Raw genomic sequence first — 25,080 nt, 5'->3', positions numbered from 1 at the left:
GGCAGCCGGCCCTCAGGAAGGCCCGATCGACCGAACACGGCCCGGCACCGGCCGGCTGCGAACGGTTAGGGTTAGTGATGACCCTCTATTACCGGGACGACACGGTGCAGGTGACCTCCGAGTCGATCACGGCCGGCGGGCAGATCGTCCGGATCGCCGACGTGGCGTACGTCTGGCACGCCCGGGGGGCCACCACGATGGCCGTCCGGTCCCGCATCCTCGGACGCGGCGTACTGGTGCTGCTGCTCTCGCTGCCCCCCTTGGTCGCCCTGGTCTGCGTGGTCTCACTGCTCTGGTCGGCACAGGACCGCGGCGAATGGAAGCCGGCCCTGCTCGTGCTGGCCGCCTGCGCCGTCGGGGTGCTCGCCCTGCTGCCCTTCCTGGAGCTGCCGCTGGGCTGGCTGGACCGCTCCTACGAACGCGGCAACCGGGTCAACGAGCTGTGGGTGCAGCACCTCGGTCAGGAAGTGATGCTGCTGCGCACCCCCGACGCGCTACGGTTCGGACAGATCTACCGCGCCGTCCAACGCGCGGTCGAACAGCAGGGGGAACACCGATGAGCACCCGTCGCGGCGAGGCCGTCGCCCTGGCCGGTCTGCTCGCCCTGGCCGGCGTCACCCACTTCGCGAAGCCCCGCCCGTACGACCGGATCGTGCCCCGGGCACTGCCCGGACCCGCCCGCCGCTGGACGTACGCCAGTGGGGTGGTCGAGCTGCTGGTGGCGGCGGCGCTGGCGCACCCGGCCACCCGACGCCGGGGCGGTCTGGCCGCAGCGGCGCTGTTCACCGCGGTGTTCCCGGCCAACGTGCAGATGGCGGTGGACTGGCGACGGCAACCCCCGCTGCGCCGGGCGGTCGCCTACGGGCGGGTGCCCCTACAGGCGCCGCTGATCTGGTGGGCGCTGCGGGTGGCCCGCGCCCGGCCGTGACCCCCCGCTGCGCCGGCTGCGGGTCAACTCAGGGGCAACGCGGTGGCGACCGGCCAGGCCAACAGGACCGCGCCCACCACCGCCGGTGACCACCGGGGCGCACCGGCCCGCCGCAGCACCGCCGCCCAGGCGGCCTGCCAGCCGAGGAGCACCGCGAGCAGCGGCACCACCAGCAGTACGAACCCGGGGGCCAGCCCCACCACGGCCGCCCCGGTCAGCGCCGGCACGACCAGCGCGCCGACCGCCGCGTACCGCCAGCTCCGGCCGTCCGTCACCAGCTCGGCACCGGCCAGGAAGACCAGACAGGCGACCGCCACCACGGGCAGCAGCCACCACCGGGGGCCCACCGGCACGGCCCAGGTGAGGCCCAGGTGGATCGGCACGGCGACGGCGATCGCGGCGTACCCGGTCAGCAGCAGAACGGCGACCACGGACCGCACCGGCGTGCGGCCCCCGGGTGGCACGGCGGCCGGGACGGGCCCGCCGGCAGGAGCCGGGGCGGCGGGGACCGACGTGGCCGCGCCGACCTGGGTTGCAGCCCGAGCCGGGACGGTGGTCGGGGTTGCAGCCCGAGCCGGGACGGTGGTCGGGGTTGCAGCCGGAGCGGTGGCCGGGGTTGCAGCCGGAGCGGTGGCCGCATCCGGGGCGGGGGGCCACGTGTGCAGCGGCCACCAGCGTGCGGCGGCCAGCAGGACGCCGGTGACCAGCAGGAAACCGGTGAGGTAACCACCCATCGCAAGGGGGAGCCGGTCGGTGGGCGTCACCGCACCCGACAGCACGCCCACGCCGATGGCGCACGCCGCCACCGCCACCACGACCGGGGCGACCGTGACCGGTCGGCCGAGCCGACGGCGGGCGGCCGGCGGCACCCGCCGCGGGCCCAGCAGCAGCGCCGCCAACGGGGCGAAGCCCAGCACGAACCCGAGCAACAGCAGCCCAGCCGGGACCAGCCGGGCGACCGGCCGCGGTGCCGTGGTGCCGCCACCGCCGACCCAGGCGGCGACCTCCGCGTGGGTACGGCCGGCGAAGAGCACCGAGACGTGTTCCGTCCCCGGCACCACCACCAGTCGTCGGCCGGCACCCCGGCGGGCGGTCGCCTCGGCGGTGGCGCGGAAGTCGGGGAATTCGAGACCGCCGACGATCAGCAGCAGCCCCTCCGGCCGGCCGTCGGGCAGCTCGCTGCCGTCGGGCAGTGAGATCGCCACGGTCCGGGCGATGTCGGGGTGACCGGCGGCGTACCGGGTCACCGCGCCCGCGCCCATCGAGTCGCCGAGCAGCACTATCCGCGCCGGGTCGACGTCGGGCCGGCCGCGCAGGTGGGCGACGGCGACGGCCAGGTCGTGTTCGAGGACGGCACGGGAGTCGACGTCGTCGCGCCCCGCCCCGCCCAGCGGTGCCGGATTACCGCCGTGCCCGGCGAAGTCGACCAGCAACGCGACCACACCCTGCCGGGCGAGCGTGTCGGCGAACGGACGCATCAGCCGGGCCGAACCGGCGAAACCGTGGGCGATCACCACCCCCGGCCGACGTCCCTGCGCCGGCCCGGCCTCCGTCCCGCCCGGTGTTTCGGCCCGTACCTCGGTCAACGGCACCCCGTCGACGGTCACCTGCCGGGTGGTCAGCCCGGCGTCCGCCCGGGACAGCCCGTAGCCGCCGGCGAACACGGCGAGCACGGCGAGGATCGCGAGGCCCGCCAGACCACGACCGGCCGGCGTCACGCCGCGGGGGCGGACCGACATGCCGGCACCCTACCGCCCGGCGCGACGGCCGCTTTCCGGCCGGCCCACACCCGCGCCCCGGCCCTGACCGCACCCCTGGCCCCGCCCCCGTTCCCGTCCCACCGTGGTCCCGCCGTCTCGGCCCCTGGTCCGGATCTGGCCCCGCCGCTGGTCCGGACCTGGCCCTGGCTGGGGTCCCACCCCCGGTCCGGACCTGGCCCCACCCCTGGTCCGGACCTGGCCCTGGCTGGGATCCCACCCCCGGTCCGGACCTGGCCCCACCCCTGGTCCGGACCTGGCCCTGGCTGGGATCCCACCCCCGGTCCGGACGTGGCCCCACCCCTGGTCCGGACCTGCTCCCGCCCCTGGTCCGGATCTGCTCCCGTCCCCGGGCCGGCCCGGGCCCGACCGTGCCGACGGGCAGCACTGGCCGAGCCGACGCACACTGGGTGACATGGCCCTCTCCCTGCCCCGACCGACCGCCGTCGTCGGCCTCACCCGTGCCGCCCTCGACCAGGCGGTCGGGTCGGCCGCCTCGTTCGCCGCCGTGCCGGCCCGTGCCTTCGCCGTGCTCGACGGGGTGGAGGCGCTCCTGACCCGGATCAACGGGGTGGTGGACCGGATCGAGGAGACCCTGGACCGGACCGACCGGGTGCTCACCGACGCCGAGACGGCGGTGCGTGAGGTGGCGGTGATCAGCACGGCGGCCACCACGGCCATCGTGCAGGCCACCGAGGTCGCCGGGGCGGCGGCCGTGGTGGTCGCCGAGGCCGAACGGGTCTCCGGGGCGGCAGCCGGCCTGGTGGCCGAGGCCGGACAGGTGTCCCGGGCCGCCGGCACCGTGGTCGCCGAGGCCGGGGCGGTGGCGGGTCGGGCCGCCGGCACGGTGGCCACCGCGGAGGGCGCCGCCGCCGTCGCGTCGGAGCTGCTGACCGCATACGAGCCGGCCTTGCGTCGGGGTGCGCCGATGGCGAACCGGTTCGTCGCCGAGCTGAGCCACGAGGAGGTGGTCGCGGCGATCCGGCTGGTCGACGAGCTGCCCAAGCTCAAGGAGCACCTGACCTCGGACGTGCTGCCGATCCTGGCCACCCTGGACCGGGTCGGCCCGGACCTGCACGACCTGCTCGACGTGACCCGCGACCTCAAGCTCGCCGTCGCCGGCATCCCCGGCCTCGGCATGTTGCGCCGCCGGGGCGAACGGCTCAGCGACGACCCGGCCGGCTGAGCCACCGGTCAGCAGGATGACGCCGGGCCGGGCCGCGCGGTCGGTCCGGCGGCCGGGGCGATCGCCACGTCGGCGACAGGGCGGGCCGGGACGCGACGGGAGGCGACCGTCGGGGCGATCGCGGCGTCCGCGACAGGGCGGGCCGGGACGCGACCGTCGGGGCGGGTGGTGGACCGGGCTCGCGGGCCGGCGGTCGGTACGCCGACGTTCCCGTGCCGGCCGATCCCGCCCCGCTCGTCACGGGGCGTACAGGGCGTCGATCTCGGCACGGCGGGGCAGGGCCACGGACGCGCCGAGCCGGCGGACGCAGGCCGCACCGGCCGCCGCCGCCCAGCGCACCGCGTCGACCACCTCGCGACCCTCACCCCAGGCCACGGCCAGGGCGGCGGTGAACGCGTCTCCGGCAGCGGTCGTGTCGACCACGTCCACGGCGACGGGTGGCACGTGCACGGCCCGGCCGTCCCGCTCGACGTACCAGGCGCCCTCGCCGCCGAGGGTGAGCACCGCCCTCGGCACCAGGGCCAGCAGCGCCGCCGGCTCCTCGCGCCCCCGGCCGGTGAGCAGCTGCGCCTCGGTCTCGTTGACCACCAGCAGGTCCACCGCGGCGAGCAGCTCGGCGGGCACCTGCCGGGCCGGCGCGGCGTTGAGGATCACCCGGGTACCGGCGGCACGGGCGGCCACCGCCGCCTCGGTCACCGTCTCGACCGGGATCTCCAACTGGGCGACCAGCACGTCCGCCCCGCGTACGACGTCCAGCTCGGCGTCGGTGAGCGCGGTGAAGGCGGCGTTCGCGCCGGGGGTGACCAGGATGGCGTTCTCCCCGGCGGCGTTGACCATGACCAGCGCCACCCCGGACGCCCCGTACACCACCCGCAGATGGCTGGTGTCCACCTGCGCGGCGGTGATCCGGGCCCGCAGGGTGACCCCGAACGAGTCGGAGCCGAGCGCGCCGAGGAAGGTGCAGGCGGCCCCGGCCCGGACGGCGCCGACGGCCTGGTTGGCGCCCTTACCACCGGGCACCATCACGAAGTCGTCGCCGAGCACGGTCTCGCCGGGCCGGGGCAGCCTCGGACCGGCCCCGACCACGTCCATGTTCGCGCTGCCCACCACGACGATCCGGCTCTGCCGCACCCCACCTCCCACCGACACCACACCCTCCCCACCGCCCCGCCGGACACGACCACGACGAGTCTAAATCCCCACCCCCGCCCACCCATCCCGTCGATCATGGACTTACGGTGGCCGCAAAAGGGACATGGGAGGGCGTTTCTCCCACCACAACTCCATGATCGACGTTGGGGTGGGGGGTGGGGGGTGGGGGGTTAGGCGGCGCGGGCGGTCCAGCGGGGGCCGTGGCGTTCGACCAGCAGGGGCAGACCGAAGGTCTTGCTGAGGTTGTCGCCGGTCAGCGTGTCGGCGAGCAGTCCCTGGGCGACCACCGCGCCGTCACGCAGCAGCAACGCGTGGGTGAAGCCGGGCGGGATCTCCTCGACGTGGTGGGTGACCAGCACCATCGCCGGGGCGTCCGGGTCGTACGCCAGCTCGGCGAGCCGGCCGACCAGGTCCTCGCGCCCACCCAGGTCGAGCCCGGCGGTCGGCTCGTCGAGCAGCAGCAGCTCCGGATCGGTCATCAGGGCGCGGGCGATCTGCACCCGCTTGCGCTCACCCTCGGAGAGGGTGCCGTACGTCCGGTCCGCCAGGTGCCCGACGCCGAGCTGCCCGAGCAGGGCACGGGCGCGGGCCTCGTCGGCCGGGTCGTAGTTCTCCCGCCAGCGGCCGACCACCGACCAGGCGGCGGTGACCACGACGTCGCTGACCCGTTCCTCGGTGGGAATCCGCTCGGCCACCGCGGCGGTGGTCAACCCGATCCGGGTCCGCAGCTCGGTGAGGTCGGTCCGACCGATCCGCTCGCCGAGCACGTGCGCCACACCCGCGCTCGGGTGCAGCCGACCGCAGGCGAGGTTGAGCAGGGTGGTCTTGCCGGCGCCGTTGGGGCCGAGCACCACCCAGCGTTCGTCCAGCTCGACCTGCCAGTCGACGTCGTGCAGCAGGGCGGTGCCGGATCGCCGGACGGCGACGCCGTCCAGGCTGACCACCACATCCGCGTCCACGGGTGAGGGGGCGGCTGCGGCGGGGAACGGGTCAGCAGTCACCGCTCCATCCAACCACGCAGCCCGAGGCCGCCCCCCACGGGCGGTGGCCCGGCCATAGGGTGGGGCACCGTGTCGTTGGTCACCACACCCGGAGGACGGCCCATGCCCGTGAGCGACGAGGAGCGGTGCGGATGAGCGCGGTCATCGAGATAGCCGGTCTGCGCAAGACGTTCCGTACCCTGCGCCGGGGCAGCCGGGTGGCGGTGGACGGTTTCGACATGGTCGTCGAGGCGGGCCAGGTGCACGGCTTCCTCGGCCCCAACGGCTCCGGCAAGACCACCACGCTGCGTGCCCTGCTGGGGCTGGTCAACGCCGACGCCGGTGAGCTGCGGGTTCTGGGCGCGTCGGCCCCGGAGCAGCTGGGTCGGGTCGCCGGCCGGGTCGGCGCGATCGTGGAGAGCCCGCAGTTCTTCGGCAACTTCACCGGGCACCGTACGTTGCGGTTGCTGGCGGTCGCCGGGGGTGTGCCGACGTCGCGGGTGGACGAGGTGCTCGACCAGGTGGGTCTGCGGGACCGGGGCGAGGACCGGGTGAAGGGCTATTCGCTGGGCATGAAGCAGCGTCTCGCCGTCGCGTCGGCGTTGCTGAAGAACCCGGAGCTGCTGATCCTGGACGAGCCGGCGAACGGGCTGGACCCGGCCGGTATGCGGGAGATGCGCGAGCTGATGCGCACCCTCGCCGAGGCCGGGGTGACCGTGCTGGTGTCGAGCCACCTGCTGGCCGAGATCCAGCTGATCTGCGACCACGTCACGATCATCGCGCGGGGTCGTCGGGTGGCCGCCGGCCGGGTGGACGACGTGCTGGCCGGGCACGACCCGCACGAGTGGCGGGTCCGGGTGGCCGAGTCGGAGCGGGGCGCGGAGCTGCTGCGGACAGTCGGCCTGACGGTCACCGTCCACCCCGACGACGTGCTGGTGGTCGCGGGCGCACCGGAGTCGGAACTGATCAGCAGCACCCTCGGCGGCCAGGGCCTGTGGGTCCGCGAACTGACCCCGATCCGGCCGGACCTGGAGAGCGTCTTCCTCGAACTCACCGCCGGGGCGGCCCCACCCCGGCAGTCGGACGGTGCCGATCCGGACGACGCCCCGCCCGACGACACCGGTGCCGCCGCTGAGCCGCTGATCGAACTTGACCGGACCGAAGGTCGGAGGGTGGACGCGTGAACCTGGTCCGTGCCGAGGTGGAGCGGTTGGCCGCCCGACGCTTCGTCCAACTGATGGTCCTGCTGCTCGCGGTGGCCTTCACGGTGACCACCGCGACCACCCTGCTCGGCTCGCACCGGCCGACGACGCAGGAGATGTACGCCGCGCAGACGCAGGCCGCGCAGGCGGTGGCCGCGATGGAGGCGGACCACACCCGTTGCCTGCGGATCAGGGCGGGCGAGATCCCGATCATGGAGGACGCCGGGTACGTGCCGGCCGACTGCGGGGAGCTGGACCCGGCGCGGATGGAGCGGCTGCCGCTGGCCACCGACTACCTCACCTCGGTCTTCGTCTTCTCCCAGGAGGCGCGGGGGCTGCTCTACTTCCTGATCGCGTTCCTGGTGCTGTTCGGCTTCCTGGTGGGCGCGTCGTACATCGGGGCCGACCTGAACTCCGGCGGGGTGGTCAACCTGCTGCTGTGGCGGCCGGGTCGGCTCACCGTGCTCGGTACGAAGCTGGGCACCCTGGTCGGGGTGGTGGCCGCGCTGTCGGTGCTGGCGTCGGCGCTCTACCTGGGCACCTTCTGGACGATCGGGCAGACGGCCGGTGTGTCGGGCCCGCTGGGCGGGGAGTTCTGGGGGCAGCTCGGCGCCATCTACGGGCGGGGTCTGGTGCTGGTGCTGCTGACGACGGTGCTCGGCTTCGGGATCGCCACGTTGGGCCGGCACACCTCGGCGGCGCTCGGCGCGGTCGCCGCGTACGCCGTGGTCTGGGAGCTGGGCGCCCGGCTGGTGCTGCAGATCCTCGACGTGGCCCGGGCGGACCTGCTGATGCTCTCCAACTACCTGGGCGCGTGGTTGTCCGGTCGGTTGGAGTTCTGGGACGACCGGGGTTGTCCGCCGGGCAGCGGCGTCTGCGACGGCGGCACCTACGTGATCACCTGGGGGCCGGCGCTGCTGGTGCTGTTGGCGCTGACCGGGGCGGTCACCGGGTCCGCGTTCGCCGCCTTCCGCCGCCGCGACCTGCTCTAGCTGTACTGACCACAGACCCCGGGGTGCCGGGACCACGCCTCGCCGTCGGCGGCGCTCCCACCCCCGTCACACCGGCATCGGGGGAACTCCTGAGACGACTGCTGCCGCGCTTGCCCTGATCCCGTTCAGCCCCATCCTGCCGACCGAACTGACCGCCCCCGATCCTGGCAGGATATTGCCAGGATCGGTGAAAATGGTGAAGTATTCCTTCATGGCGGATGGGCGGGGTGAACGACTAACCGACGGTCGACCCGAACACCTCGTCCCGGACGGCGTCCAGCGCGGTGCGCAGCGCCCCCCGCAGGATCGGCTCCTCGGTCAGCCCGGTCGGCACCACCCGGGGCCGGACCAGGGTGATCGCGGCCACCTCGTGCTGCACCCGCTCGGCCAGCGCCGCGCCACCGGCCTGCCCGACCTCACCGGCCAACACCACCAGCGGCGGGTCCAGCACCACGCAGGTGCTGGCCACGCCGAGAGCGAGCCGGCGGGCGAGTTCGTCGAGGAGCGGGCCACCGGCGGTGCCGGCGGCGATGGCGGCGCGCACCGCGTCGGCCGCGTCGGGCGCGTCGACGCCGTGCTCACGGGCCACCGCCCGGACCGCGTCCGCCCCGGCGAGCTGCTGGAACGCCGGCTTGGCCCGGCGCGAGACGTCCCGGGGGATCGGCACCCCCGGCACCGGCAGGTAACCGATCTCGCCGGCCGCACCGCTGCTGCCGTGGTGCAGCCGGCCACCCAGCATGATCGCCAGGCCGACGCCGGCACCCACCCAGACCAGCACGAAATCCGTCATCCCCTGCGCCGCCCCGGACTGCGCCTCCGCCACGGCGGCCAGGTTGACGTCGTTCTCGAAGACGACCGGGGTGTGCAGGTCCTCCCGCAGCGCGGCGAGCAGCCCCCGGTGCCAGCGGGGCAGGTTGAAGGCGAAGGTGATGTCGCCGCTGGTCGGGTCGACCAGGCCCGGGGTGCCGAGCACCACCCGCCGCACGCTGTCCAGGTGCGCGCCGGCCCGACTGGCCGCCTGCACCACCGCGGTGTGCACCACGCCGACCGGGTCGTCGGTGTCCCGGGTGGACTGTTCGACCTGACTGACCACCGCACCGGTGATGTCCGCGCAGGCGGCCACCACCCGTTCCGCCCCCACGTCCACCCCGACCACGTACGCGCTGCCCGGTCGGACGGCGTAGAGCTGCGCGTTCGGCCCCCGCCCACCGGCCTGCTCGCCGACCCGGGCGACCAGCCCCCGCTCCTCCAACCGCTCGACCAGCTGCGAGGCGGTGACCTTGGACAGGCCGGTCAGCTCACCGAGGCGGGCCCGGGTGAGCGGGCCGCGTTCGAGCAGGAGTTCCAGCGCCGCACGGTCGTTGAGCGCCCGCAACAGTCGGGGGGTGCCGGGCAGCCGGGTCGCACTCATGCCACGTCCTCTGTTTTTCGTAAACTCTGCTAACGAATCGCGCTGGTCAGGGATGTCCGTAGCGTATCGGCCGACCCACGCCGGGAAACTCGGACGACCCGGCCGGCCGCGCCGACACTCGTGCCATCCGGCGGCACAGGGCCGCGACCCGGGACATCCGGGCAGCCGTACGGGACACACCGGCGGAAAGGAGACTCAGGTGGGGGATCCGGGGCTGCGCCGGCTGGCGCTGGGCACACTGCTGGCCGCCTACCCGGGGCCGGTGCCACCGGACTGGGCGGTCGACCTGGTCGCCGAGGGACTGGCCGGACACACCCTCTTCGGCACCAACGTGCACGACCCGGCCCAGCTGGCGGCGAGCACCGCCGCGCTGCGTACCGCCCGGCCCGACGTGCTGGTCGCCATCGACGAGGAGGGTGGCGACGTGACGCGGCTCGCCCACGCCACCGGCAGCCCGTACCCGGGCAACGCGGCGCTCGGCGTGGTCGACGACACCGCACTCACCCGGCGGATCTATGCGGCCATCGGCGGCGAACTCGCCGCCGTCGGCGTCACCGTCGACCTGGCCCCCACGGTGGACGTGAACACCGCCGACGAGAACCCGGTGATCGGCACCCGTTCGTTCGGGGCCGACCCGGGGCGGGTCGCCGCCCACACGGCAGCCGCCGTGGCGGGTCTCCAGTCGGTCGGGGTGGCGGCCTGCGCCAAGCACTTCCCCGGCCACGGCGCGACCGTCGCCGATTCGCACCACGAGTTGCCCACTGTGGACTCCGACACGGCGCTGCTGCGGGCCCGGGACCTGCCGCCCTTCGCCGCGGCGGTCGACGCGGGCGTACAGGCGGTCATGACGGCGCACATCCGGGTGCCGGCGCTGACCGGGGACGGGCCGGCCACCTTCAGCCGGGCTGTCCTGGTCGACCTGCTGCGCGGCGAACTCGGCTTCACCGGCACGGTCATCACCGACGCGTTGGAGATGAAGGGCGCGGCCGTCGCCGCCGGTGGGGTCGGCCCCGCCGCCGTACGGGCGCTGGCCGCCGGAGCGGACCTGCTCTGCGTGGGCGCGCGGGTGGACGCCGCGCTGGTCGAGCGGGTCGTGGCCGAGATCGTCGGAGCGATCGGCGACGGCCGGCTGGACCGGGCCCGGGTGGAACAGGCCGCCGGCCGGGTCGCCGCGCTCGCCGCCTGGACCCGGGCCGCCTGCCCACCCCGCCCCCTCCCGGCCGGCGCTGACCGCACGCCGGGGTCCGGCCCGCCCGGCATCGGTTACCGGGCTGCCCGCCGGGCCGTCCGGGTGGAGGGCGAGCTGCCCCGGGGGGAACGGCCGCTCGTGGTGCAGGTGTACGCCGCCGCCACCATCGCCGAGGGGCGGGTGCCCTGGGGACTGGGCCCTCACCTGTCCCGGGTCGAGCAGGTCCGGGTGGTTGCCGCCAAGGCGGACCCCGCAGCGTTGCGGCGTCTCGCCGCCGGGCGGCCGATCGTACTGGTCGGCCGGCACCTGCACCGGCTGCCCGGCGGGCCGGCCCTCGTCGGGTCGCTGGCCGCGACACACGCGCTGACGGTGCTCGAGATGGGCTGGCCGGGGCGGTGGCGACCGAGCGGGGTGCGGGCCTTCGTCACCACCTACGGCGCGAGTCATGCCAACGGTCGCGCGGCGGCGGAGGTGCTCGGCCTGACCGACTGAGTCAGGACCTGCCTGCCGGGCCCGGCCCGACCGACGACGCCGGGTCACGCGCCCGCAGTCCGCGCCGCGGCACTTCACGGACCGGCGCTCACCCGCCGGCAGCCGGCCGACGACACCCGGGGGCCCGGCAGGGACAGTTGCCGTGGGCGCCCGGGGAGGTCGGTCAGCGACGCCAGGGGGCCGGGTCGGCGATGCCCGGGGGCCGGTCGCCGTGGTCGTCGGGGAGGCCGAGCAGCCGCCCGACCGCGGTGATCCGTAGCACCCGGGACACCACCGGTTGCGGGTCGACCAGCCGCAGGGTGGCTCCCCGGCCGACCGCCTCGGCCGCCCCGCGCAGCAGTGCGGCCACCGCCGTGGAGTCGAGGAAGGTGACGCCGGCGAGGTCGACGACGATCTCCAACAGGCCGGCCCGGCCGAGCGCCTCGTCGAGAGCGTGTTCCAGCCCGGGAACGGTGGCGATGTCCAGGTCACCCACCGGTGCCAGCACCACCCGGCCGGACTCCTCGCCCGGCGTCGGCAGCTGCATACCCGCCCATTTCCGCTTCGCCGGCCACCGCTGACCGCGCGCCGACCCTCGCCGCGACGGCCGACCATACCGGTGGCCCCTGACATCGTTTGGGCGGGCAGCCGCCGGAGCATCTCCGGCCGCCTGCACAGCACGGTGCGTCACCGGAGCGCGCCGGGGTGCCGGCCACCTGTCTGGGCAGCTCAAGTCCACTACCGGACAATGTCAACGCGCCGGGCGCCCCTTGCCCGGCACGCCGACAAGCACATAGCGTAACCAGCGCCGTAGGTCGGCCGGCGGTGCCGGTCACGGCGGGGCCTGGGGCGGTTTGCGGACCGTGGATCCGGCCCGGGATCCACGGTCCGCGCGCCATCCGACCGACGTGGCCGGCGAACGACCGGGTGCCCATCTCGGGCTGGACGCCACCCGTACCGCCCCCGGACGCCGGTCAGGGCGGGTAGACGCCGCACGACGACCAGCCCCGGTCGGGAAAACCGGCCGCCTCGGCGACCCGGGCGGAACCGAGGTTCGCGGGGTCGTGGCGGTAGGTCGGCACCGCACCCTCGTCGAGCACCCGCCGGGCGGCCTGCGCGACGAGTCTGCGGGCCAGCCCCCGGCCGCGCGCCGCCGGGACCGTGCCGACCGCCAGTTCATGCCCGTACGCGTCGTGGCGTTTGATCCCGACACCGGCCAGGTAGCCGCCGTCGTCGTCGCGGACCACGAGCACGTCGGAGTCGAACAGGTGCAGCCAGGGCGGCAGGGCCGGATCGGTGGGAGCGGTCCACCCGCCGACGTCGGGCAGTGCCGGCGGGGTGAGACACCACCGGAACACGTCGTCGTGGACCACCCAGCCGGGCTGCCCGACCATGGCCGGCAGGGCCTCGTGCAGCGCGGAGCGTGACCTCGCGGCGAGCGCCCGGACGGCTTCGACCCGTCGCGGCGGCACGGAGAGCACCGTGCTGCCGGCGACCCGGACGGCGATCGCCGGGCGGAGACGGCCGTCCCAGGCCGGGCGGGTGCGCCGCCAGGAGCCGACCACGTGCAGACCGGGGCCGGCCGGCCACTGCCCGAGCCAGGTCGCCAGGTGCAGGTACAACCGCCGCTCCAGCACCGCCCGCCCCTCTCACCCGGTGGCCATCCCATGATCCACGGTACGCCGCACCGCCACCGGCGGCGGTCCGGTTACCGATGGCGGTGCGCGGGTAGCAGAGGAATGGACCGTGACCTGCCTCACCGGAACCCGGTCCATCGACGATGCGTCATATCTATTTCCATACATGTACACCTTTCTTTGGGACGGTAATGGTCATGCCCATGCAGCCGAATGACCGATACCAGCAGCACGGCGTGTGTTTCTGGGGTACGGCGGAGGCCACCGGCCTCTTCCCCGCCCAACCGCGGTACCGGGAGATCCGGTGCGGTCGCGGCGTCGAGGGACGACTCTCCTGGAGCGAACTCGACACCCTCCCCGCCGGCTCCTCCGCCCGACGCGGTCTCACCGCCCACTGAGATGCGGACCGGCGCCCCTACCGGGGTGTCCGGCCGGGGCGTTCGCACACCTGTCGGGTAGCGTCTTGTGGTCGATTCCGGCCAGCGACAGGAGAAGCTCAGCGCATGGGCAAGAAGACGATCCACGTCTCCGACTTCAGCGGCACCGTGCTGCGTCCCGACGACGAGGTGGTCCGGGTCGTCGTGCTGGAGCACCCCGACCTGGTGGCCGGGCCCGTGCAGTTGGACGCCACCGTGACCGAGGTGGAGGGCATCGACGACGCCACGCTCGACGTGGCGGTGGTCGAGATCCACGACCTGCACGCGGGCGGGGAGCCGCGCCGGGTGGTGCTGACCGCGAGCGAGTTCGACGCGATGGCGACGGACACGCCGATGGCGCAGCTGTTGCGGACGGCGGAGCGGGTCCGTCCGCCGAAGGCCCGCAAGAGCACCGAGAAGATCGACTACGGCACCCTCGACCACGCCGGGAGGCCGCACCGGGGCCGGGTCACCGAGGAGGAGGCCCGGCTGGTGCGCGAGCAGCTCGACGAGGTCAACAAGCGCCTCGCCGACGCCGGGGTCCGGCAGATCGACCCGGCCGACCCGGAGCACGCCCTGCGTTACGGCTTCCCGGCCACCGACTGACTCACCGGTGGCCGGGCATCCCGGTCCCGCGCCCGGCCGTCGGTGGGACCGCCCGGTCCCGCCGGGCCGGTGTGCGTCGTCCCGGCCGCCGACGGGGGTGCGCTACCGCCCGGAGAGCGCGGCGGCCACCCGTGCCTCGACCCCGTTCTTGGTCAGGCCCAGGCCGGACAGCACGCCCGCACCGTCCTCCAGCTCCAACAGGGCCAGCAGGACGTGCTCGGTGCCGATGTAGTTGTGCCCGAGCCGCAACGCCTCCCGGAAGGTGAGTTCGAGGGCTTTCTTGCCCTGCCCGTCGTACGGGATCAGGTCGGGGACCTGGTCGGTCGGGGCGGACAGTGTCGCCGCGACCGCCTCCCGGACGGCCGCCGGGCTCAACCCCTCGGCGACCATGGCTTTGGCGGCGAGGCCGTCCGGTTCGGCGAGCAGGCCGAGCACCAGGTGTTCCGGTCGGATCTCGGCGTTGCCGGCGCCCCGGGCCTCCTCCTGCGAGGCGATCACCACGTTGCGGGCGCGTGGGGTGAACCGGCTGAAACCCGCGTTGGGGTCCAGGGCCGCCGCCGCGTCGGCCTTCGTGGCGGAACGCTTCTGGGCAGCCTGCTTGCTCACCCCCATGCTGTTGCCGATCTCGGTCCAGGAGGCACCGGAGCGGCGGGCCTGGTCGACGAAGTGGCCGATCAGGTGGTCGGCGAGGTCGCCGAGGTGGTCGGCGACGAGCACCGCGTCGCTGAGCTGGTCGAGGGCTGCGGGACGGGCCTTCTTGATGGCCTGGATCAGCTCGTCGAGGCGGACAGGGCGCGGGAGTTGAGTGGGTTCCGTCATGCGTCAACCATAGGTTGACGCCCCCTCATCGTCAACCATGGGTTGACGATGAACTTCGCGGTGAGTAAATCCCGACACTCACGGTGATCCGGTGGTCTCGTACCGCAACATCAGTGGGGCCACTAATCGATATCGGTCTCTGTAGACCGGAGGAGGTTCCGTCCCCTCATGCTCGGAACGATGAAACGCCTCGCCGCCCTCACCACCACAGCGCTGCTCCTCACCACCGCCCTCGGCGCGACCGCCGCGTCGGCCGCCCCCGACGCCGCCCGGTCCGCCCCCGACCGCGCCGCCAAGACCACCCTCGTCGCCTCCTGGTACTCGGGCACCCTCGCCGCGGGCGCCACCCAGAACTGGCAGTGGAACAACAACCCGGCCGGCGCCGTCTACCAGGTCGGGCTCTCCCCCACCGGGGCCAGCACCACCCAGCCGTGCCAGTTCCAGGTGACCCGGAGCTGGTACACCCAGCTCTACAGTGGTGAGCGCCGGTTCAACTGGACCATCCGCAACACCGGCGCGATCGCCTGCGGCACCCAGGTCATGCTCAGCTCGCTGAACTCCGGGGCCAGCTGGGCTCTCGGCGGCATCTCCCCCGGCGGCTCGGTCACCTCGGTCTGGAACAACAACCCGGCCAACATGGCGTTCCTGCCCGGGGTGGCGCCCAGCGGCGCCACCAGCGCGACCCCCTGCCAGTTGGAGGTGACCAGCTCCTGGTACGCCCGGCAGACCAACGGTGAGCGCAAGTTCTACTTCACCGTCAAGAACGTCGGCTCCATCACCTGCGCCGGCACCGCGCTGCTGGGCAACACGTCGACCTCGACCACCTGGTCCACCGGCACGCTCGCTCCGTCGGCCAGCAGCGGATCGGTGTGGTACAACGCCAACCCGACGACGCTGGTCTACCTGCCCGGACTCAACCCCGCCGTGTCCACCAGCACCTGCCAGTTCGGCGTCACCAGCAGCTACTACCAGCAGGTGGTGAACTCCGACGGCACCGTCCAGCGGCAGTACCTCGCCTACTACACCAACAACGGCGCGGTCAGCTGCTCCGCAACTTTCCTCCTCGCCTCGATCGCCTGATCCACCGGTGCGGCGGCCCACCCGACCCGGGTGGGCCGCCGCACCCGTATTCCAGCAGGGCACCCGTCTCTTCCAGCAGGGCACCCGACTTCCAGCAGGGCACCCGACTTCCAGCAGGGCACCCGTCGGCCGGCAGGGCATCCCGACTTCCAGCAGGCGGCAGGGTGGAGACGCCCGTGCCCGACCACTCCCGCAGTCCACCTTCCGGCAGCACCCGTTCCGGTACCGGTCCGCCCGACGCGGGTCGCCAGCGCTCCGATACCGTGCGCCCACGGACCGGATCGGACGGCGCTGCGGGAGGGGATCGGGATCATGCGGTTGCACGTCGGCTGCGCGATGTGGACCCACCGGTCGTGGCAGGGGCGGCTGATCGCCCACCCGCTTGCGGCCCAGGAACGGCTGCGGCACTACGCCGGCTGGTGCGACGCGGTCGAGGGGAACACCACGTTCTACGCCACCCCGACCCGGGAGACCGTGGAGTCCTGGGCCCGGCAGACCGGGCCCGACTTCCGGTTCGTCCTCAAACTGCCGAAGGCCGTCACCCACGAACGCCGGCTCGTCGACGCCGACGCGCCGCTGCGGGCCTACTTCGACGCGATCGCGCCGCTCGGCAGCCGGGCGCACGCCCTGTGGATCCAGCTGCCGGGGTCGTTCGCACCGACGGACGTCCCCGTGCTCGCCGACTTCCTCCGTCGGCTGCCTACCGAACACCGGTACGCCGTGGAGGTCCGGCACCCCGCCTTCTTCCGGGAGCCCGGCGCGACGCGACTGCTGGAAGGGGTGCTCGCCGACGCCTCGGCCGAGTGGGTCCCCTTCGACACCACCGCGTTCTTCCGTACTCCGCCGACCAGTGACGCGGAGCGGGAGGCGTGGACGAAGAAACCCCGCCTGCCGTTGCGGACGGCGGCGCTGACCGACCGGCCGATCGTCAGGTACCTCGGCCGCGACGCCGAGTCGGAGACGGTGCAGGGCTGGCAGCGCTGGGTCGAGATCGCCGCCGGCTGGTTGCGGGAGGGCCGGTCACCGACCATGTTCGTGCACACCCCGGACAATGCCGACGCACCCCTGCTCGCCCGCCGGTTCCACGACGAGGTACGGGCCCGGGTGCCCGCGCTGGCGGCGCTGCCCGAGCCGATCCCGACCGGACCGCTCACCCTGTTCTGACACCCGTACGACCTGCCGTCGGGGCATCAGGCCGCCCGCACCCCGTCGGGCGTCGCGCCGGGCGTCGCACCGGGCAGGCCGCCCCATCGGGGTGGGGATCAGGAGTTTCGTGAGCCTGACCCCGGCCGGCCTGTCGGGCACAGCACCGATCAACCACTCCCCTCCACGCCCGGGCCAGGAGTCCCGCCCGCACCTGTCCCGACGGTGACCCGGGTCAGCAGGTCACGGACCCGGGCGGCGTCCGGGTGGCCGAGGTCGTCGAAGATGTCCAGCGCCCGCCGCCAGGTCCGCAGGGCACCGGGTACGTCCCCCGCCGCCTGCCGGGTCGCACCGAGCCGGGTCAGGGTGTCGGCCTCGTCGTACCGGTCACCGATGCGCCGGTAGAGCGCCAGCGCCAGGCCGTAGCAACGGATCGCCCGCCGGTGCTGGCCCAGCCGGTCGTGGATGAAGCCCAGGCTGTCCCAGGTGTTCGCCTCGCCGTGCCGGTCGCCGGTCGGGCGCAGCAGGGCCAACGCCTGGGAACAGTGCTCCAGCGCCGGCCCGTACTGGCCGAGTTGGGCGTGCGCCCAGCCGACCCCGTTGCGGGCGCTGGCCTCCCCGGCCAGGTGCCCGGCGGCCCGGTAGAGCGCCAGCGCCCGCTGCCCGTGCTCCAACGCCTCGGCGTACCGGCCGAGCCCGTCGAACATCGCGCCGAACGCCCGGTGGGTGCGCGCCTGCCCGGTGTGGTCGCCCAACGCGGCGAACAGGATCAGCGCCTCCCGGTAGTGCGCGACCGCCTCGTCCAGCCGACCCAACCGGCAGAGCACCCGGGCCAGGTCACGGTGGGCGTTCGCCTGCCCCGCCCGGTCCCCCACCCGTTGCGCCCCGGCCAGGGCGGCCTGCTGGGCGGCGGCCAGGTCCAGCCAGTTCCCCCGGCGCTGGAGGAAATCCACCAGGGTCCAGGCCAGTTGCCAGGCATGGCCGTCGAACCCGGTACGCCTCGCGTGCGAGACCGCCGCCAACAGCACCGGGTACTCGGTGGTGAACCAGGCCAGGGCCGCAGCGTGGTCGGTCAACTCCTCGGGCGTCACCCCGGGCAGGGCGGTCGCCAGCACCACCGGGTCCCGACCGGGTTGCAGCAGCAGCGCCGCCGTGTGCGCGGTGTGTAGGTAGTGGTCCAGTCCTCGCCGGACCGCGGCCTGCCGCTCCTCGGCGGGGTCGAGGCTCTCGGCCAACTCGCCCGCGTACGCCCGCAGCAGGTCGTGCGCGGTGAACCGGCCGGGCGCGTGTTCGGTGACCAGGTGGGCGTGGGCCAGTTCGGCCAGCAGCCGGGACACCTGGCTGCGGGGCAGTCCGGCCAGGCTGGCCGCCGCGGCGATCCCGACGTCCGGCCCCGGGTGCGAGCCGAGCAGCCGGAACAGTCGCGCCGCCGGTGGGGTCAGGTTCCGGTAGGACCAGGAGAAGACCGACTGCACGTCGGTGCCGGTGTCCCCGCCGTCGAAGGAGTCCAGCAGGCGGGGCGCCTCCCGCAGCTCGGCGACGATGGTGGACAGGGGGAACGTGGGGTGCGCCGCCCCGCGCGCGGCGAGCACGGCCAGCGCCAACGGCAGCCGTACGCACCGCTCGATCATTTCCTCCACCGCCTGCGGTTCGCCCGTCAACCGGGCCGCGCCGAGCCGGCGGGCCAGCAGTTGCCAGGCCTCGGCGGTGCTGAGCAGGTCGACGGCGATCTGCCGGGCCCCCTCGGTGGCGATCAGCCCGGCCAGCCGGTTGCGACTGGTGACCAGGAACAGGCAGCTCGGGCCGCCGGCCAGCAGCGGCCGGACCTGCTCGACGTCGCGGGCGTTGTCCAGCAGCACCAGCATCCGCCGGCCGGCGAGCAGACTGCGGTAGAGGCCCACCTGCGCGGGCAGGTGGGTGGGGATGCGCTCGGGCGGCACCTCGAGGGCTTCCAGGAATCCCCGGACCGCCTCGGCGGCCGTCACCACCGCCCCGGTGGCGTCGAAGCCACGCAGGTCGACGTAGAGCTGGCCGTCCGGGAAGCGGTCGGCGACCCGGTGGGCCCAGTGCAGCGCCAACGTCGTCTTGCCGACCCCGGCCGTGCCCGACAGGGTCATCGTGGTGGTCGACTCGGCGCAGCCGGGCGTGCCGTGGCCGGCGCAACCGGCGTCGAGCTGGGCGAGCTGCGCGGCCCGCCCGACGAAACCGGGCAGCGCCGGGGGCAGTTGCCGGGGCACCGGAAGCCGCGCCGCCGGTGTGCCGACCCGGGTGCCGCCGGCTCTGGCCCGGACGGTCGCGCGGCCGGCCCGGCCGGCGGGTGGGTGTTCCGGGTTGGTGTTCCGCCGGCGTTCCTCGACTCGGTCCCGTGCGGTGGCCAGCGCCCCCTGCTCGGCGGGGCTGGCCCCGAGCAACCGGATCAGCGTGTCGAAGCGCTCCGGTGGGGGCAGGATGTTGCCGGCGAAGTACTCCCCGATCACTCCCCTCGACCAGCCGGTCTTCGCCGCCAGTTGGCGGTAGGTCAGTGGGGTCTCACCCTGCTGCCGGGCCTCCCGGCGGCGCAGCTGGCGCAGCAGCCCGGCCAGCTCCTGCACGGTCTGCGCCCCCGCGTCCAGGTGGGTCACCGCCGCTGCGGGACGGTTCGTCCCGGTGCCCCCCTGTCGCGCGCCCGAAGGTACCCGTTGGTCGGACATGCGCCCTCCACCCCCGTCATCCCGTCGCCCCGGAATGCCGACACCGGCAGGGTAGAACCGGTCACCCGATGCCGGTAGGTCACCGCCGATGTATGACAGTTCCATGTCGCGCTGGTTTCGCCTGATGGGATGTGCCCCGCCGACCATCGGCGTGCGACCGGTCCGGGCGGCTTCCCGTCCGACGCTGTCCGGGGGTGTCCGACGGTGTCCAGGATGGACCGCCGGACACCCTCGACACCTGCCAATGTCCCCAGGGCGGGCTGGCGCCCGCACCACTCTGGGGAAGGAACACTTCATGACTCGTCCACACCCGACCGTGCTGCGGTCGGCAGGGATGCTGCGTCGCGTCGCCGTCGCCGCATTCGGCGTCACGATGCTCGTCGCGGGGGTGGCCACCGCGCCGGCCACCGCCGCACCCGCTCCCGCCGCGCCGGGCGGCAAGGCGGCCACCACCGGATCGTTCGTCGACAGCACGCCGGTGCCCGGGGGCTTCGCCTCCTGGAAGGAGCTGCTCACGTTGCAGCAGCGGATGAACACCGCTGCCGCCCGGATCACGAAGATCGCACAGCGTGACGCCAAGTCCGGTTTCGCCGGTGTGGTCGCCGACCCCACCGCCCGCAAGCTGCAGGTCTTCTGGAAGGGCGAGGCACCGGCCAGCCTGGTGGCGACCAGCCGGGCCACCGTGCCGACCGAGGTGCTGCCCGCCGCGTACACCCGACGGGAGCTGGACGTCGCGGCGGCCAAGCTGCGCCGCTCGGCCGGCAACAAGATCACCACGGTCGGGCCGCGCGCCGACGGCGCCGGCCTCCTCGTCGGTACGCAGAGCGGCCTGCTCGGCGCGGCCAGCATGGCCGGCGTCCCGGTGACCGTGCAGACCGGGGTCTCCGCCGCGCCCGCCACCCGGTGGGACGACACCGCGCCGTGGTGGGGTGGTGCCGCGTGGCGCAACACCGCCACCGGTGGCGGCTGCTCGACCGGCTTCGGCGTGTTCCGCACCGGCAACGCGCGGGTGCTCACCGCGGCGCACTGCGCCAACATCAACGTCGTCGCGGCCGACCCGACCGGTCAGACCATCGGCGCGGTCGGCATCCGCAACACCGGCACCGACACCCTGCTGTTGACCGCCAGCGCGGGCGGCCGGGTCTTCAACAACAGCACCGACGCCAACGGCGCGGTGGTCAGCGAGTTCAACAACCAGGTGATCGGCGCGCTGGCCAGCCAGGTCGGCAACTTCGTCTGCACCTCCGGGGCGTACTCCGGGACCCGCTGCTCGATCCAGGTCAAGGCCCGGGACCTGTGCATCAACGTGCGTGACTTCGCCACGGTCTGCGGCCAGGTGCAGGCGGAGAGCACCACCCGTACCAACGCGGTCGGCCAGGGCGACAGCGGCGGCCCGGTGCAGATCGTCAACGGTGCGAACACCCTCCAGGTCTGGGCCACCGGCACCAACACCGCCATCGACGACCTCAACACGCTGACGCCGTGCACCGGCTACGTTCCCGCCAACCGCAAGTGCGCCTGGCGGATGTACTACGAGGACATCATCTCCGGGATGGCGGGCGTCGGCGCCTCGGGTGTGATCCTCGGCTGACGGACCTGCTCCTCGGTCGACGAGGGCTGGCGGAGGAGGGTCGGTCGGCGGGGCAGGCTCCGCAACCGTCGATCGACCCGGCGGCCGGGTCGGCGTGCGTCCAGCACGCCGGCCCGGCCGTTCGTCGTCCACCGGGCCCGCCGTTCGTCGTCCACCGGCCCGGCCGCTCGTCGTCCACCCGGCAGGCGGGCGCGGTGGCGCGTCAGGCGTTCGGGCGTCGGGGGCCGGACCGCGGGCGGTCGACGCCACTGCGGCGACGCCGTCGAAAATCACGAATTCAGCGGAGATTGTCGTCAATGAAACGATCGACTCCGGGCATTGTTCGGAGGTTCGGCGCGTAGCGCGGATTATCCGAACAGAGACGTACAAGTCTCTCATCATCCCCACAACACAATAACCACCGAACAACTAGACGTATTTGAATCCTTGCGTTCGGCACACGGCATTGTTAGCCTCATACGCACCCCACTCCACATTGGGGTAAAGGAATTCAGCCCCGGATCGCGCGAACTCGTACCGAACAGACCTCGCACCGATATTTGGGAAAATCATGAGCACAATGCGGCCAGGGCAATGACGGCTGCCCCCAGCCAGGAAACAAAACCCGCAAATAGCCCCCACCGGGGCCGCGATTTCCGCCTCTACTGGATCGCCGGCGCAATCGACCAACTCGGGTCGCAGGCGTCCGGGATCGTTCTTCCACTGGTCACCCTGGCCGTGACCGGCTCACCGGCGGCGGCCGGACTGGTCGGCGCCCTCGCCCTCGCCGGGCGGCTCGTCGCCGCTCCGGTGGCGGGGGTGCTGGCCGACCGGCTGCCGCGTAAACGCATGATGGTCAGCTCGCTGCTGGTCGCCGCCGCCGCGATGTCGACGATCTTCGTCGTGCTGGTGGCCGACGTGGCGACCCTCGGCCTGCTGGCCGCCGCCGCGTTCGTCGAGGGGATCGCGCAGAGCGGCTACGAGGCGGCCGGCTCCGGTGCCATCCGCCGCCTGCTGCCGGACGACGACCAGAAGGCACTGTCGCGGTTGGAGGCCCGCAACCACGCCGCCCGGCTCACCGGCCCGTTGTTGGGCGGGGTGCTCTACCAGCTCGCCCGCTGGCTGCCGTTCCTGGCGGACACGCTGTCCTACCTGCTCGCGGCAGCTCTCGTCGCCACCATCCGGACCGACCTGACACCCGAACGCGCCGAGCGCACCTCGTTCCGCACCGACCTGCGCGTCGGGCTGCGCTTCGTGTGGCGGCAGCCGTTCCTGCGGTTCGTCACGATCTGGGCGGCCGGCATCAACTTCACCTTCGGCGCCCTCGTCTACTACGCCATCCTGACCGCCGGTCGGCAGGGTGCCCCCGCGGCGTCGATCGGCCTGATCCTCACCATCGCCAGCGTCGGTGGCCTGAGCGGCGCACTGGCCGCTCCGATGATCTTCAGCCGGGTACGGCCGACGACCGTCATCGTGTTCGCCTCGTGGGCCATGGTCGGCCTCGTCGTCGCGATGTCCCAGGCCCGGCAGACCTGGAGCTACGGGCTGTTGTTCGGGTTGGTCTTCCTGCTCAGCCCGCTGCTCGGGGTCATCTTCCAGTCCCGGGTGATCGCGTTGACGCCCGACGAGCTCCAGGGTCGGGTGGCGACCGTGATGGGCACCGTCGGCGAGGCGCTCCAGACGCCCGCGCCGCTGCTCGCCGGGGTGCTGGTGGCCTGGTACAGCCCGGGCACCGTCGCCCTGGTCTTCGCCGCCGCGCTGGCGCTGCTGGCCACGTACACCACCGTCAGCCTGCGCCAGCTCCGCGCCGGCGCCGGTGCGACGGCCGGCACCGACCCCGACCCGACCGACGACACCGACCCGACCGACGGCACCGACCCCGGCCCGGCCGCCGGTGCCGGGGCCGCCCCCGACCCCGAGGAGGCCCGCCGATGAGTCGTGGTCACCGGCTGTTCTATCCGGCGCTGCCGGTCGTCGCCGAGCACGCACCGCACCGGGCGGTCTACGTCGGTGACGCCGGGGGGCGCTGCGAGATCCTCGCCTGGGACCGGCTCGCCGGCACCGCCCGGCAGGTGACCGACCGGGCGGCCGGCACGATCCGGGCGGCGCTCGACCCGACCGGGTCCACCATCTGGTGGTTCGACGACGATCTCGGCGGCGTCGGCACCTGGCGGACGTGCGACTTCGACCAGCCCGACCGGTCCGTCGCGGCGCTGCCGTCGGTGCCGCCGGCCCGCCACGCCGGCATCGCCATGGCCACCGACGGCACCACCGCGATCGGCCTGTCCGACGACGGCGGGATGACCCTGTTCCTGCGCACCGGCGACGGCCGGGTGAGCGAACGGACCCACGTCACCGGCTACGCCTACCTGGTCGATCTCGATCCGGCCGGGCGGCTCGCCGTGATCGGCGCCGATGCCGCCACCGACGCGGCGGTCACGGTGGTCACCACCGACGGCGTCCGGGTGGCCGGCATCGCCGGTTGCGCCGACGGGCGGGTGTGGGCCCTCGGTTTCGCCCCCGACTCCGGCCCGGCCCGGCTGCTGCTGGTGATCGAGGACGAGGGCGGCTACCTCCCGGCGACCTGGACCGAGGAGGAAGGTCTGGTCCGGCACGACTGGTGCCGCTTCGACACCGAGGTCACCGCCGGCTGGTTCCCGGACGGGCGGCGGCTGCTCGTCCGGCAGGACCGGCACGCCCGCAGCCTGCTGCACGAGGTGGACCTCGCCGGGCGGACCCGGTCGGTCGTCGACACCCCCACCGGCAGCATCCTGGACGCCGCGGTGTGGCCCGACGGGGACGTCGCCTACGTGTGGACCGACTCGGTGACCCCGCCCCAGCTGCGTTCCGTGCGTGGGGTGCAGCTGCCGGAGCACCCCGGCGGTCAGCCCGACGTGGGCGGGCCGGACCCCGTCGCGACGCCGGTGGAGCACCGCCGCGAGGAGATCCGGGTGCCGGGCCCCGGTGGGCCGATCCCCGCGCTGGTCGCCCTGCCGGCCGACCGGGAGGGACCGAGACCGGCCGTCTTCCTGGTCCACGGCGGGCCGTTCCAGCACGCCCGCGACGCCTACGACCCGCTGGTCGAGATCCTGGTCAGCACCGGCTGCGCGGTGGTCCGGGTCAACTACCGGGGCTCCAGCGGGTACGGCGCGGCCTGGCGCAACGACTTCTCCGCCGGGGTCGGCCTCACCCAGTTGGCGGATCTCGCCGCGGTCCGGGCCCACCTGGTCGCCGAGGGTGTCGTCGAGGACCGGCGCACCGCCCTGTGGGGAACGTCGTGGGGCGGCTACCTGACCCTGCTCGCGCTCGGCCGGCAACCGGAGCTGTGGCGGCTCGGGATCGCGATCAGCCCCGTCGCCGACTACGTCGCCGCCTTCGAGGCGGCCACTCCGGCGGTACGGGCGCTGGACGTGCTGCTGTTCGGCGGCACCCCCGACGAGGTGCCGCAGCGGTACGCCCGGTCCTCCCCGATCACCTACGTCGACCAGGTCCGGGCCCCGGTGCTGCTGGCCGTCTCCACGGGTGACGTGCGCTGCCCGCCGGCACCGGTGGAGCACTACGCGCGGCTGTTGGCCGAGCGCCGCATTCCCCACCAGGTGGTCCGGCGGCGGGCCGGTCACGAGGACTTCGACGCGCAGAGCCACCTGGCTCTGATGCAGACCGTGCTGCTGTTCATGCAGCGGCACTTCGACGGCGTGCGGGACGAAGGCACACCGGTGGCGCTCGCGATGGCGCGACCGGCGGGCTGACCCCGGCACGTGACCCGATCCCCTCGATAACGGAAAGGAGGTGAACGACATGCGCAAGAACGTTGTCGAGAACGACCCGATCAACGGCAACCGCGACCAGCT

21 protein-coding genes are annotated in these 25,080 nt (G+C 73.9%); 13 read left to right on the top strand and 8 right to left on the bottom strand.

Annotated elements, in window-relative coordinates:
• Window positions 1-77: 77 nt before the first annotated feature.
• On the top strand, window positions 78-560 hold the full coding sequence (locus ACQP2H_RS06240) for a DUF6232 family protein (RefSeq protein WP_208567328.1): 483 nt from the start codon (window positions 78-80) through the stop codon (window positions 558-560).
• Window positions 557-928: a DoxX family protein gene (locus ACQP2H_RS06235; RefSeq protein ID WP_208567329.1), complete on the top strand. Its 372-nt coding sequence runs from the start codon at window positions 557-559 to the stop codon at window positions 926-928. The genes ACQP2H_RS06240 and ACQP2H_RS06235 overlap by 4 nt, the downstream gene beginning before the upstream one ends.
• Window positions 929-951: 23 nt before the next feature.
• Here the strand turns inward: ACQP2H_RS06235 and ACQP2H_RS06230 are convergent, their stop codons facing one another.
• Entirely contained in the window at window positions 952-2,667 is a 1,716-nt protein-coding gene (locus ACQP2H_RS06230) for an alpha/beta hydrolase (RefSeq protein ID WP_433231555.1), read from the bottom strand.
• Window positions 2,668-3,100: 433 nt separating this feature from the next.
• Between ACQP2H_RS06230 and ACQP2H_RS06225 the strand changes: the two genes are divergently transcribed.
• The gene (locus tag ACQP2H_RS06225; RefSeq protein WP_433231552.1) at window positions 3,101-3,871 is read left to right on the top strand and encodes a hypothetical protein; all 771 of its coding nucleotides are present in this window, start codon (window positions 3,101-3,103) and stop codon (window positions 3,869-3,871) included.
• A 237-nt stretch (window positions 3,872-4,108) separates the two neighbouring features.
• On the opposite strand, the gene ACQP2H_RS06220 is transcribed toward ACQP2H_RS06225, so the two are convergent.
• Both ACQP2H_RS06220 and ACQP2H_RS06215 read right to left on the bottom strand, forming a co-directional pair.
• A complete protein-coding gene (locus tag ACQP2H_RS06220; RefSeq protein ID WP_219470737.1) occupies window positions 4,109-5,002 on the bottom strand; it encodes a ribokinase in 894 nt (297 codons plus the stop codon).
• Window positions 5,003-5,193: 191 nt separating this feature from the next.
• Window positions 5,194-6,024, bottom strand: coding sequence for an ABC transporter ATP-binding protein (locus tag ACQP2H_RS06215; protein WP_308291041.1), 831 nt, complete (start codon window positions 6,022-6,024; stop codon window positions 5,194-5,196).
• Window positions 6,025-6,155: 131 nt separating this feature from the next.
• Between ACQP2H_RS06215 and ACQP2H_RS06210 the strand changes: the two genes are divergently transcribed.
• The gene (locus tag ACQP2H_RS06210) at window positions 6,156-7,187 is read left to right on the top strand and encodes an ABC transporter ATP-binding protein (protein ID WP_219467976.1); all 1,032 of its coding nucleotides are present in this window, start codon (window positions 6,156-6,158) and stop codon (window positions 7,185-7,187) included.
• The gene (locus ACQP2H_RS06205; RefSeq protein WP_357534697.1) at window positions 7,184-8,197 is read left to right on the top strand and encodes an ABC transporter permease; all 1,014 of its coding nucleotides are present in this window, start codon (window positions 7,184-7,186) and stop codon (window positions 8,195-8,197) included. Before ACQP2H_RS06210 ends, ACQP2H_RS06205 begins: the two co-directional genes overlap by 4 nt.
• 235 nt (window positions 8,198-8,432) lie before the next feature.
• Here the strand turns inward: ACQP2H_RS06205 and ACQP2H_RS06200 are convergent, their stop codons facing one another.
• A complete protein-coding gene (locus tag ACQP2H_RS06200) occupies window positions 8,433-9,608 on the bottom strand; it encodes an ROK family transcriptional regulator (protein WP_219467970.1) in 1,176 nt (391 codons plus the stop codon).
• Window positions 9,609-9,807: 199 nt separating this feature from the next.
• Here ACQP2H_RS06200 and ACQP2H_RS06195 point away from each other — a divergent pair, with 199 nt between their 5' ends.
• Complete coding sequence (locus ACQP2H_RS06195; RefSeq protein WP_433231545.1) at window positions 9,808-11,289, top strand: glycoside hydrolase family 3 N-terminal domain-containing protein; 1,482 nt, start codon at window positions 9,808-9,810, stop codon at window positions 11,287-11,289.
• Window positions 11,290-11,452: 163 nt separating this feature from the next.
• Here ACQP2H_RS06195 and ACQP2H_RS06190 read toward each other — a convergent pair whose 3' ends face one another.
• On the bottom strand, window positions 11,453-11,815 hold the full coding sequence (locus ACQP2H_RS06190) for an STAS domain-containing protein (protein ID WP_219467964.1): 363 nt from the start codon (window positions 11,813-11,815) through the stop codon (window positions 11,453-11,455).
• Window positions 11,816-12,242: 427 nt separating this feature from the next.
• The gene (locus tag ACQP2H_RS06185) at window positions 12,243-12,905 is read right to left on the bottom strand and encodes a GNAT family N-acetyltransferase (RefSeq protein ID WP_208567338.1); all 663 of its coding nucleotides are present in this window, start codon (window positions 12,903-12,905) and stop codon (window positions 12,243-12,245) included.
• Window positions 12,906-13,108: 203 nt separating this feature from the next.
• Between ACQP2H_RS06185 and ACQP2H_RS06180 the strand changes: the two genes are divergently transcribed.
• Window positions 13,109-13,303, top strand: coding sequence for a DNA repair protein (locus ACQP2H_RS06180; protein ID WP_244252307.1), 195 nt, complete (start codon window positions 13,109-13,111; stop codon window positions 13,301-13,303).
• Window positions 13,304-13,408: 105 nt separating this feature from the next.
• Window positions 13,409-13,927 carry a hypothetical protein gene (locus ACQP2H_RS06175; RefSeq protein WP_433231540.1) on the top strand — a complete coding sequence of 173 codons (519 nt, stop codon included), beginning with the start codon at window positions 13,409-13,411 and terminating at the stop codon, window positions 13,925-13,927.
• A gap of 102 nt (window positions 13,928-14,029) precedes the next feature.
• Here the strand turns inward: ACQP2H_RS06175 and ACQP2H_RS06170 are convergent, their stop codons facing one another.
• Complete coding sequence (locus ACQP2H_RS06170; protein ID WP_363823934.1) at window positions 14,030-14,746, bottom strand: Clp protease N-terminal domain-containing protein; 717 nt, start codon at window positions 14,744-14,746, stop codon at window positions 14,030-14,032.
• A 180-nt stretch (window positions 14,747-14,926) separates the two neighbouring features.
• Here ACQP2H_RS06170 and ACQP2H_RS06165 point away from each other — a divergent pair, with 180 nt between their 5' ends.
• Entirely contained in the window at window positions 14,927-15,826 is a 900-nt protein-coding gene (locus ACQP2H_RS06165) for a hypothetical protein (protein ID WP_363823935.1), read from the top strand.
• Between the two features lie 336 nt (window positions 15,827-16,162).
• Entirely contained in the window at window positions 16,163-16,990 is an 828-nt protein-coding gene (locus ACQP2H_RS06160) for a DUF72 domain-containing protein (protein WP_433233460.1), read from the top strand.
• A 149-nt stretch (window positions 16,991-17,139) separates the two neighbouring features.
• Here ACQP2H_RS06160 and ACQP2H_RS06155 read toward each other — a convergent pair whose 3' ends face one another.
• The gene (locus ACQP2H_RS06155; RefSeq protein ID WP_357534704.1) at window positions 17,140-19,590 is read right to left on the bottom strand and encodes an ATP-binding protein; all 2,451 of its coding nucleotides are present in this window, start codon (window positions 19,588-19,590) and stop codon (window positions 17,140-17,142) included.
• Between the two features lie 364 nt (window positions 19,591-19,954).
• On the opposite strand from ACQP2H_RS06155, the gene ACQP2H_RS06150 reads away from it, so the two are divergent.
• The 3 genes from ACQP2H_RS06150 to ACQP2H_RS06140 all read left to right on the top strand — a co-directional run bounded on the left by ACQP2H_RS06150 (window position 19,955) and on the right by ACQP2H_RS06140 (window position 24,978).
• Window positions 19,955-21,250, top strand: coding sequence for a hypothetical protein (locus tag ACQP2H_RS06150; protein ID WP_357534706.1), 1,296 nt, complete (start codon window positions 19,955-19,957; stop codon window positions 21,248-21,250).
• 573 nt (window positions 21,251-21,823) lie between these two features.
• Complete coding sequence (locus ACQP2H_RS06145; RefSeq protein ID WP_363820223.1) at window positions 21,824-23,164, top strand: MFS transporter; 1,341 nt, start codon at window positions 21,824-21,826, stop codon at window positions 23,162-23,164.
• Window positions 23,161-24,978 carry a prolyl oligopeptidase family serine peptidase gene (locus tag ACQP2H_RS06140; protein WP_433231535.1) on the top strand — a complete coding sequence of 606 codons (1,818 nt, stop codon included), beginning with the start codon at window positions 23,161-23,163 and terminating at the stop codon, window positions 24,976-24,978. The genes ACQP2H_RS06145 and ACQP2H_RS06140 overlap by 4 nt, the downstream gene beginning before the upstream one ends.
• The last annotated feature ends 102 nt before the right edge of the window (window positions 24,979-25,080 follow it).

This window comes from Micromonospora sp. CA-248260 (genome assembly GCF_050942205.1).
GTDB lineage: Bacteria > Actinomycetota > Actinomycetes > Mycobacteriales > Micromonosporaceae > Micromonospora > Micromonospora antibiotica.
The sequence above is the reverse complement of the archived record's forward strand: the minus strand, read 5'-3'. Positions and strand labels throughout refer to the sequence as shown.

Bases quoted from the DNA above. Each gene is read 5' to 3' on its own strand.
- ACQP2H_RS06180 (WP_244252307.1), top strand. From the start codon at position 13,109: ATGCAGCCGAATGACCGATACCAGCAGCACGGCGTGTGTTTCTGGGGT.
- ACQP2H_RS06240 (WP_208567328.1), top strand. From the start codon at position 78: ATGACCCTCTATTACCGGGACGACACGGTGCAGGTGACCTCCGAGTCG.
- ACQP2H_RS06175 (WP_433231540.1), top strand. From the start codon at position 13,409: ATGGGCAAGAAGACGATCCACGTCTCCGACTTCAGCGGCACCGTGCTG.
- ACQP2H_RS06165 (WP_363823935.1), top strand. From the start codon at position 14,927: ATGAAACGCCTCGCCGCCCTCACCACCACAGCGCTGCTCCTCACCACC.
- ACQP2H_RS06150 (WP_357534706.1), top strand. From the start codon at position 19,955: ATGACTCGTCCACACCCGACCGTGCTGCGGTCGGCAGGGATGCTGCGT.
- ACQP2H_RS06235 (WP_208567329.1), top strand. From the start codon at position 557: ATGAGCACCCGTCGCGGCGAGGCCGTCGCCCTGGCCGGTCTGCTCGCC.
- ACQP2H_RS06160 (WP_433233460.1), top strand. From the start codon at position 16,163: ATGTGGACCCACCGGTCGTGGCAGGGGCGGCTGATCGCCCACCCGCTT.
- ACQP2H_RS06145 (WP_363820223.1), top strand. From the start codon at position 21,824: ATGACGGCTGCCCCCAGCCAGGAAACAAAACCCGCAAATAGCCCCCAC.
- ACQP2H_RS06140 (WP_433231535.1), top strand. From the start codon at position 23,161: ATGAGTCGTGGTCACCGGCTGTTCTATCCGGCGCTGCCGGTCGTCGCC.
- ACQP2H_RS06210 (WP_219467976.1), top strand. From the start codon at position 6,156: ATGAGCGCGGTCATCGAGATAGCCGGTCTGCGCAAGACGTTCCGTACC.
- ACQP2H_RS06200 (WP_219467970.1), bottom strand. From the start codon at position 9,608: ATGAGTGCGACCCGGCTGCCCGGCACCCCCCGACTGTTGCGGGCGCTC.
- ACQP2H_RS06170 (WP_363823934.1), bottom strand. From the start codon at position 14,746: ATGACGGAACCCACTCAACTCCCGCGCCCTGTCCGCCTCGACGAGCTG.
- ACQP2H_RS06230 (WP_433231555.1), bottom strand. From the start codon at position 2,667: ATGTCGGTCCGCCCCCGCGGCGTGACGCCGGCCGGTCGTGGTCTGGCG.
- ACQP2H_RS06190 (WP_219467964.1), bottom strand. From the start codon at position 11,815: ATGCAGCTGCCGACGCCGGGCGAGGAGTCCGGCCGGGTGGTGCTGGCA.
- ACQP2H_RS06225 (WP_433231552.1), top strand. From the start codon at position 3,101: ATGGCCCTCTCCCTGCCCCGACCGACCGCCGTCGTCGGCCTCACCCGT.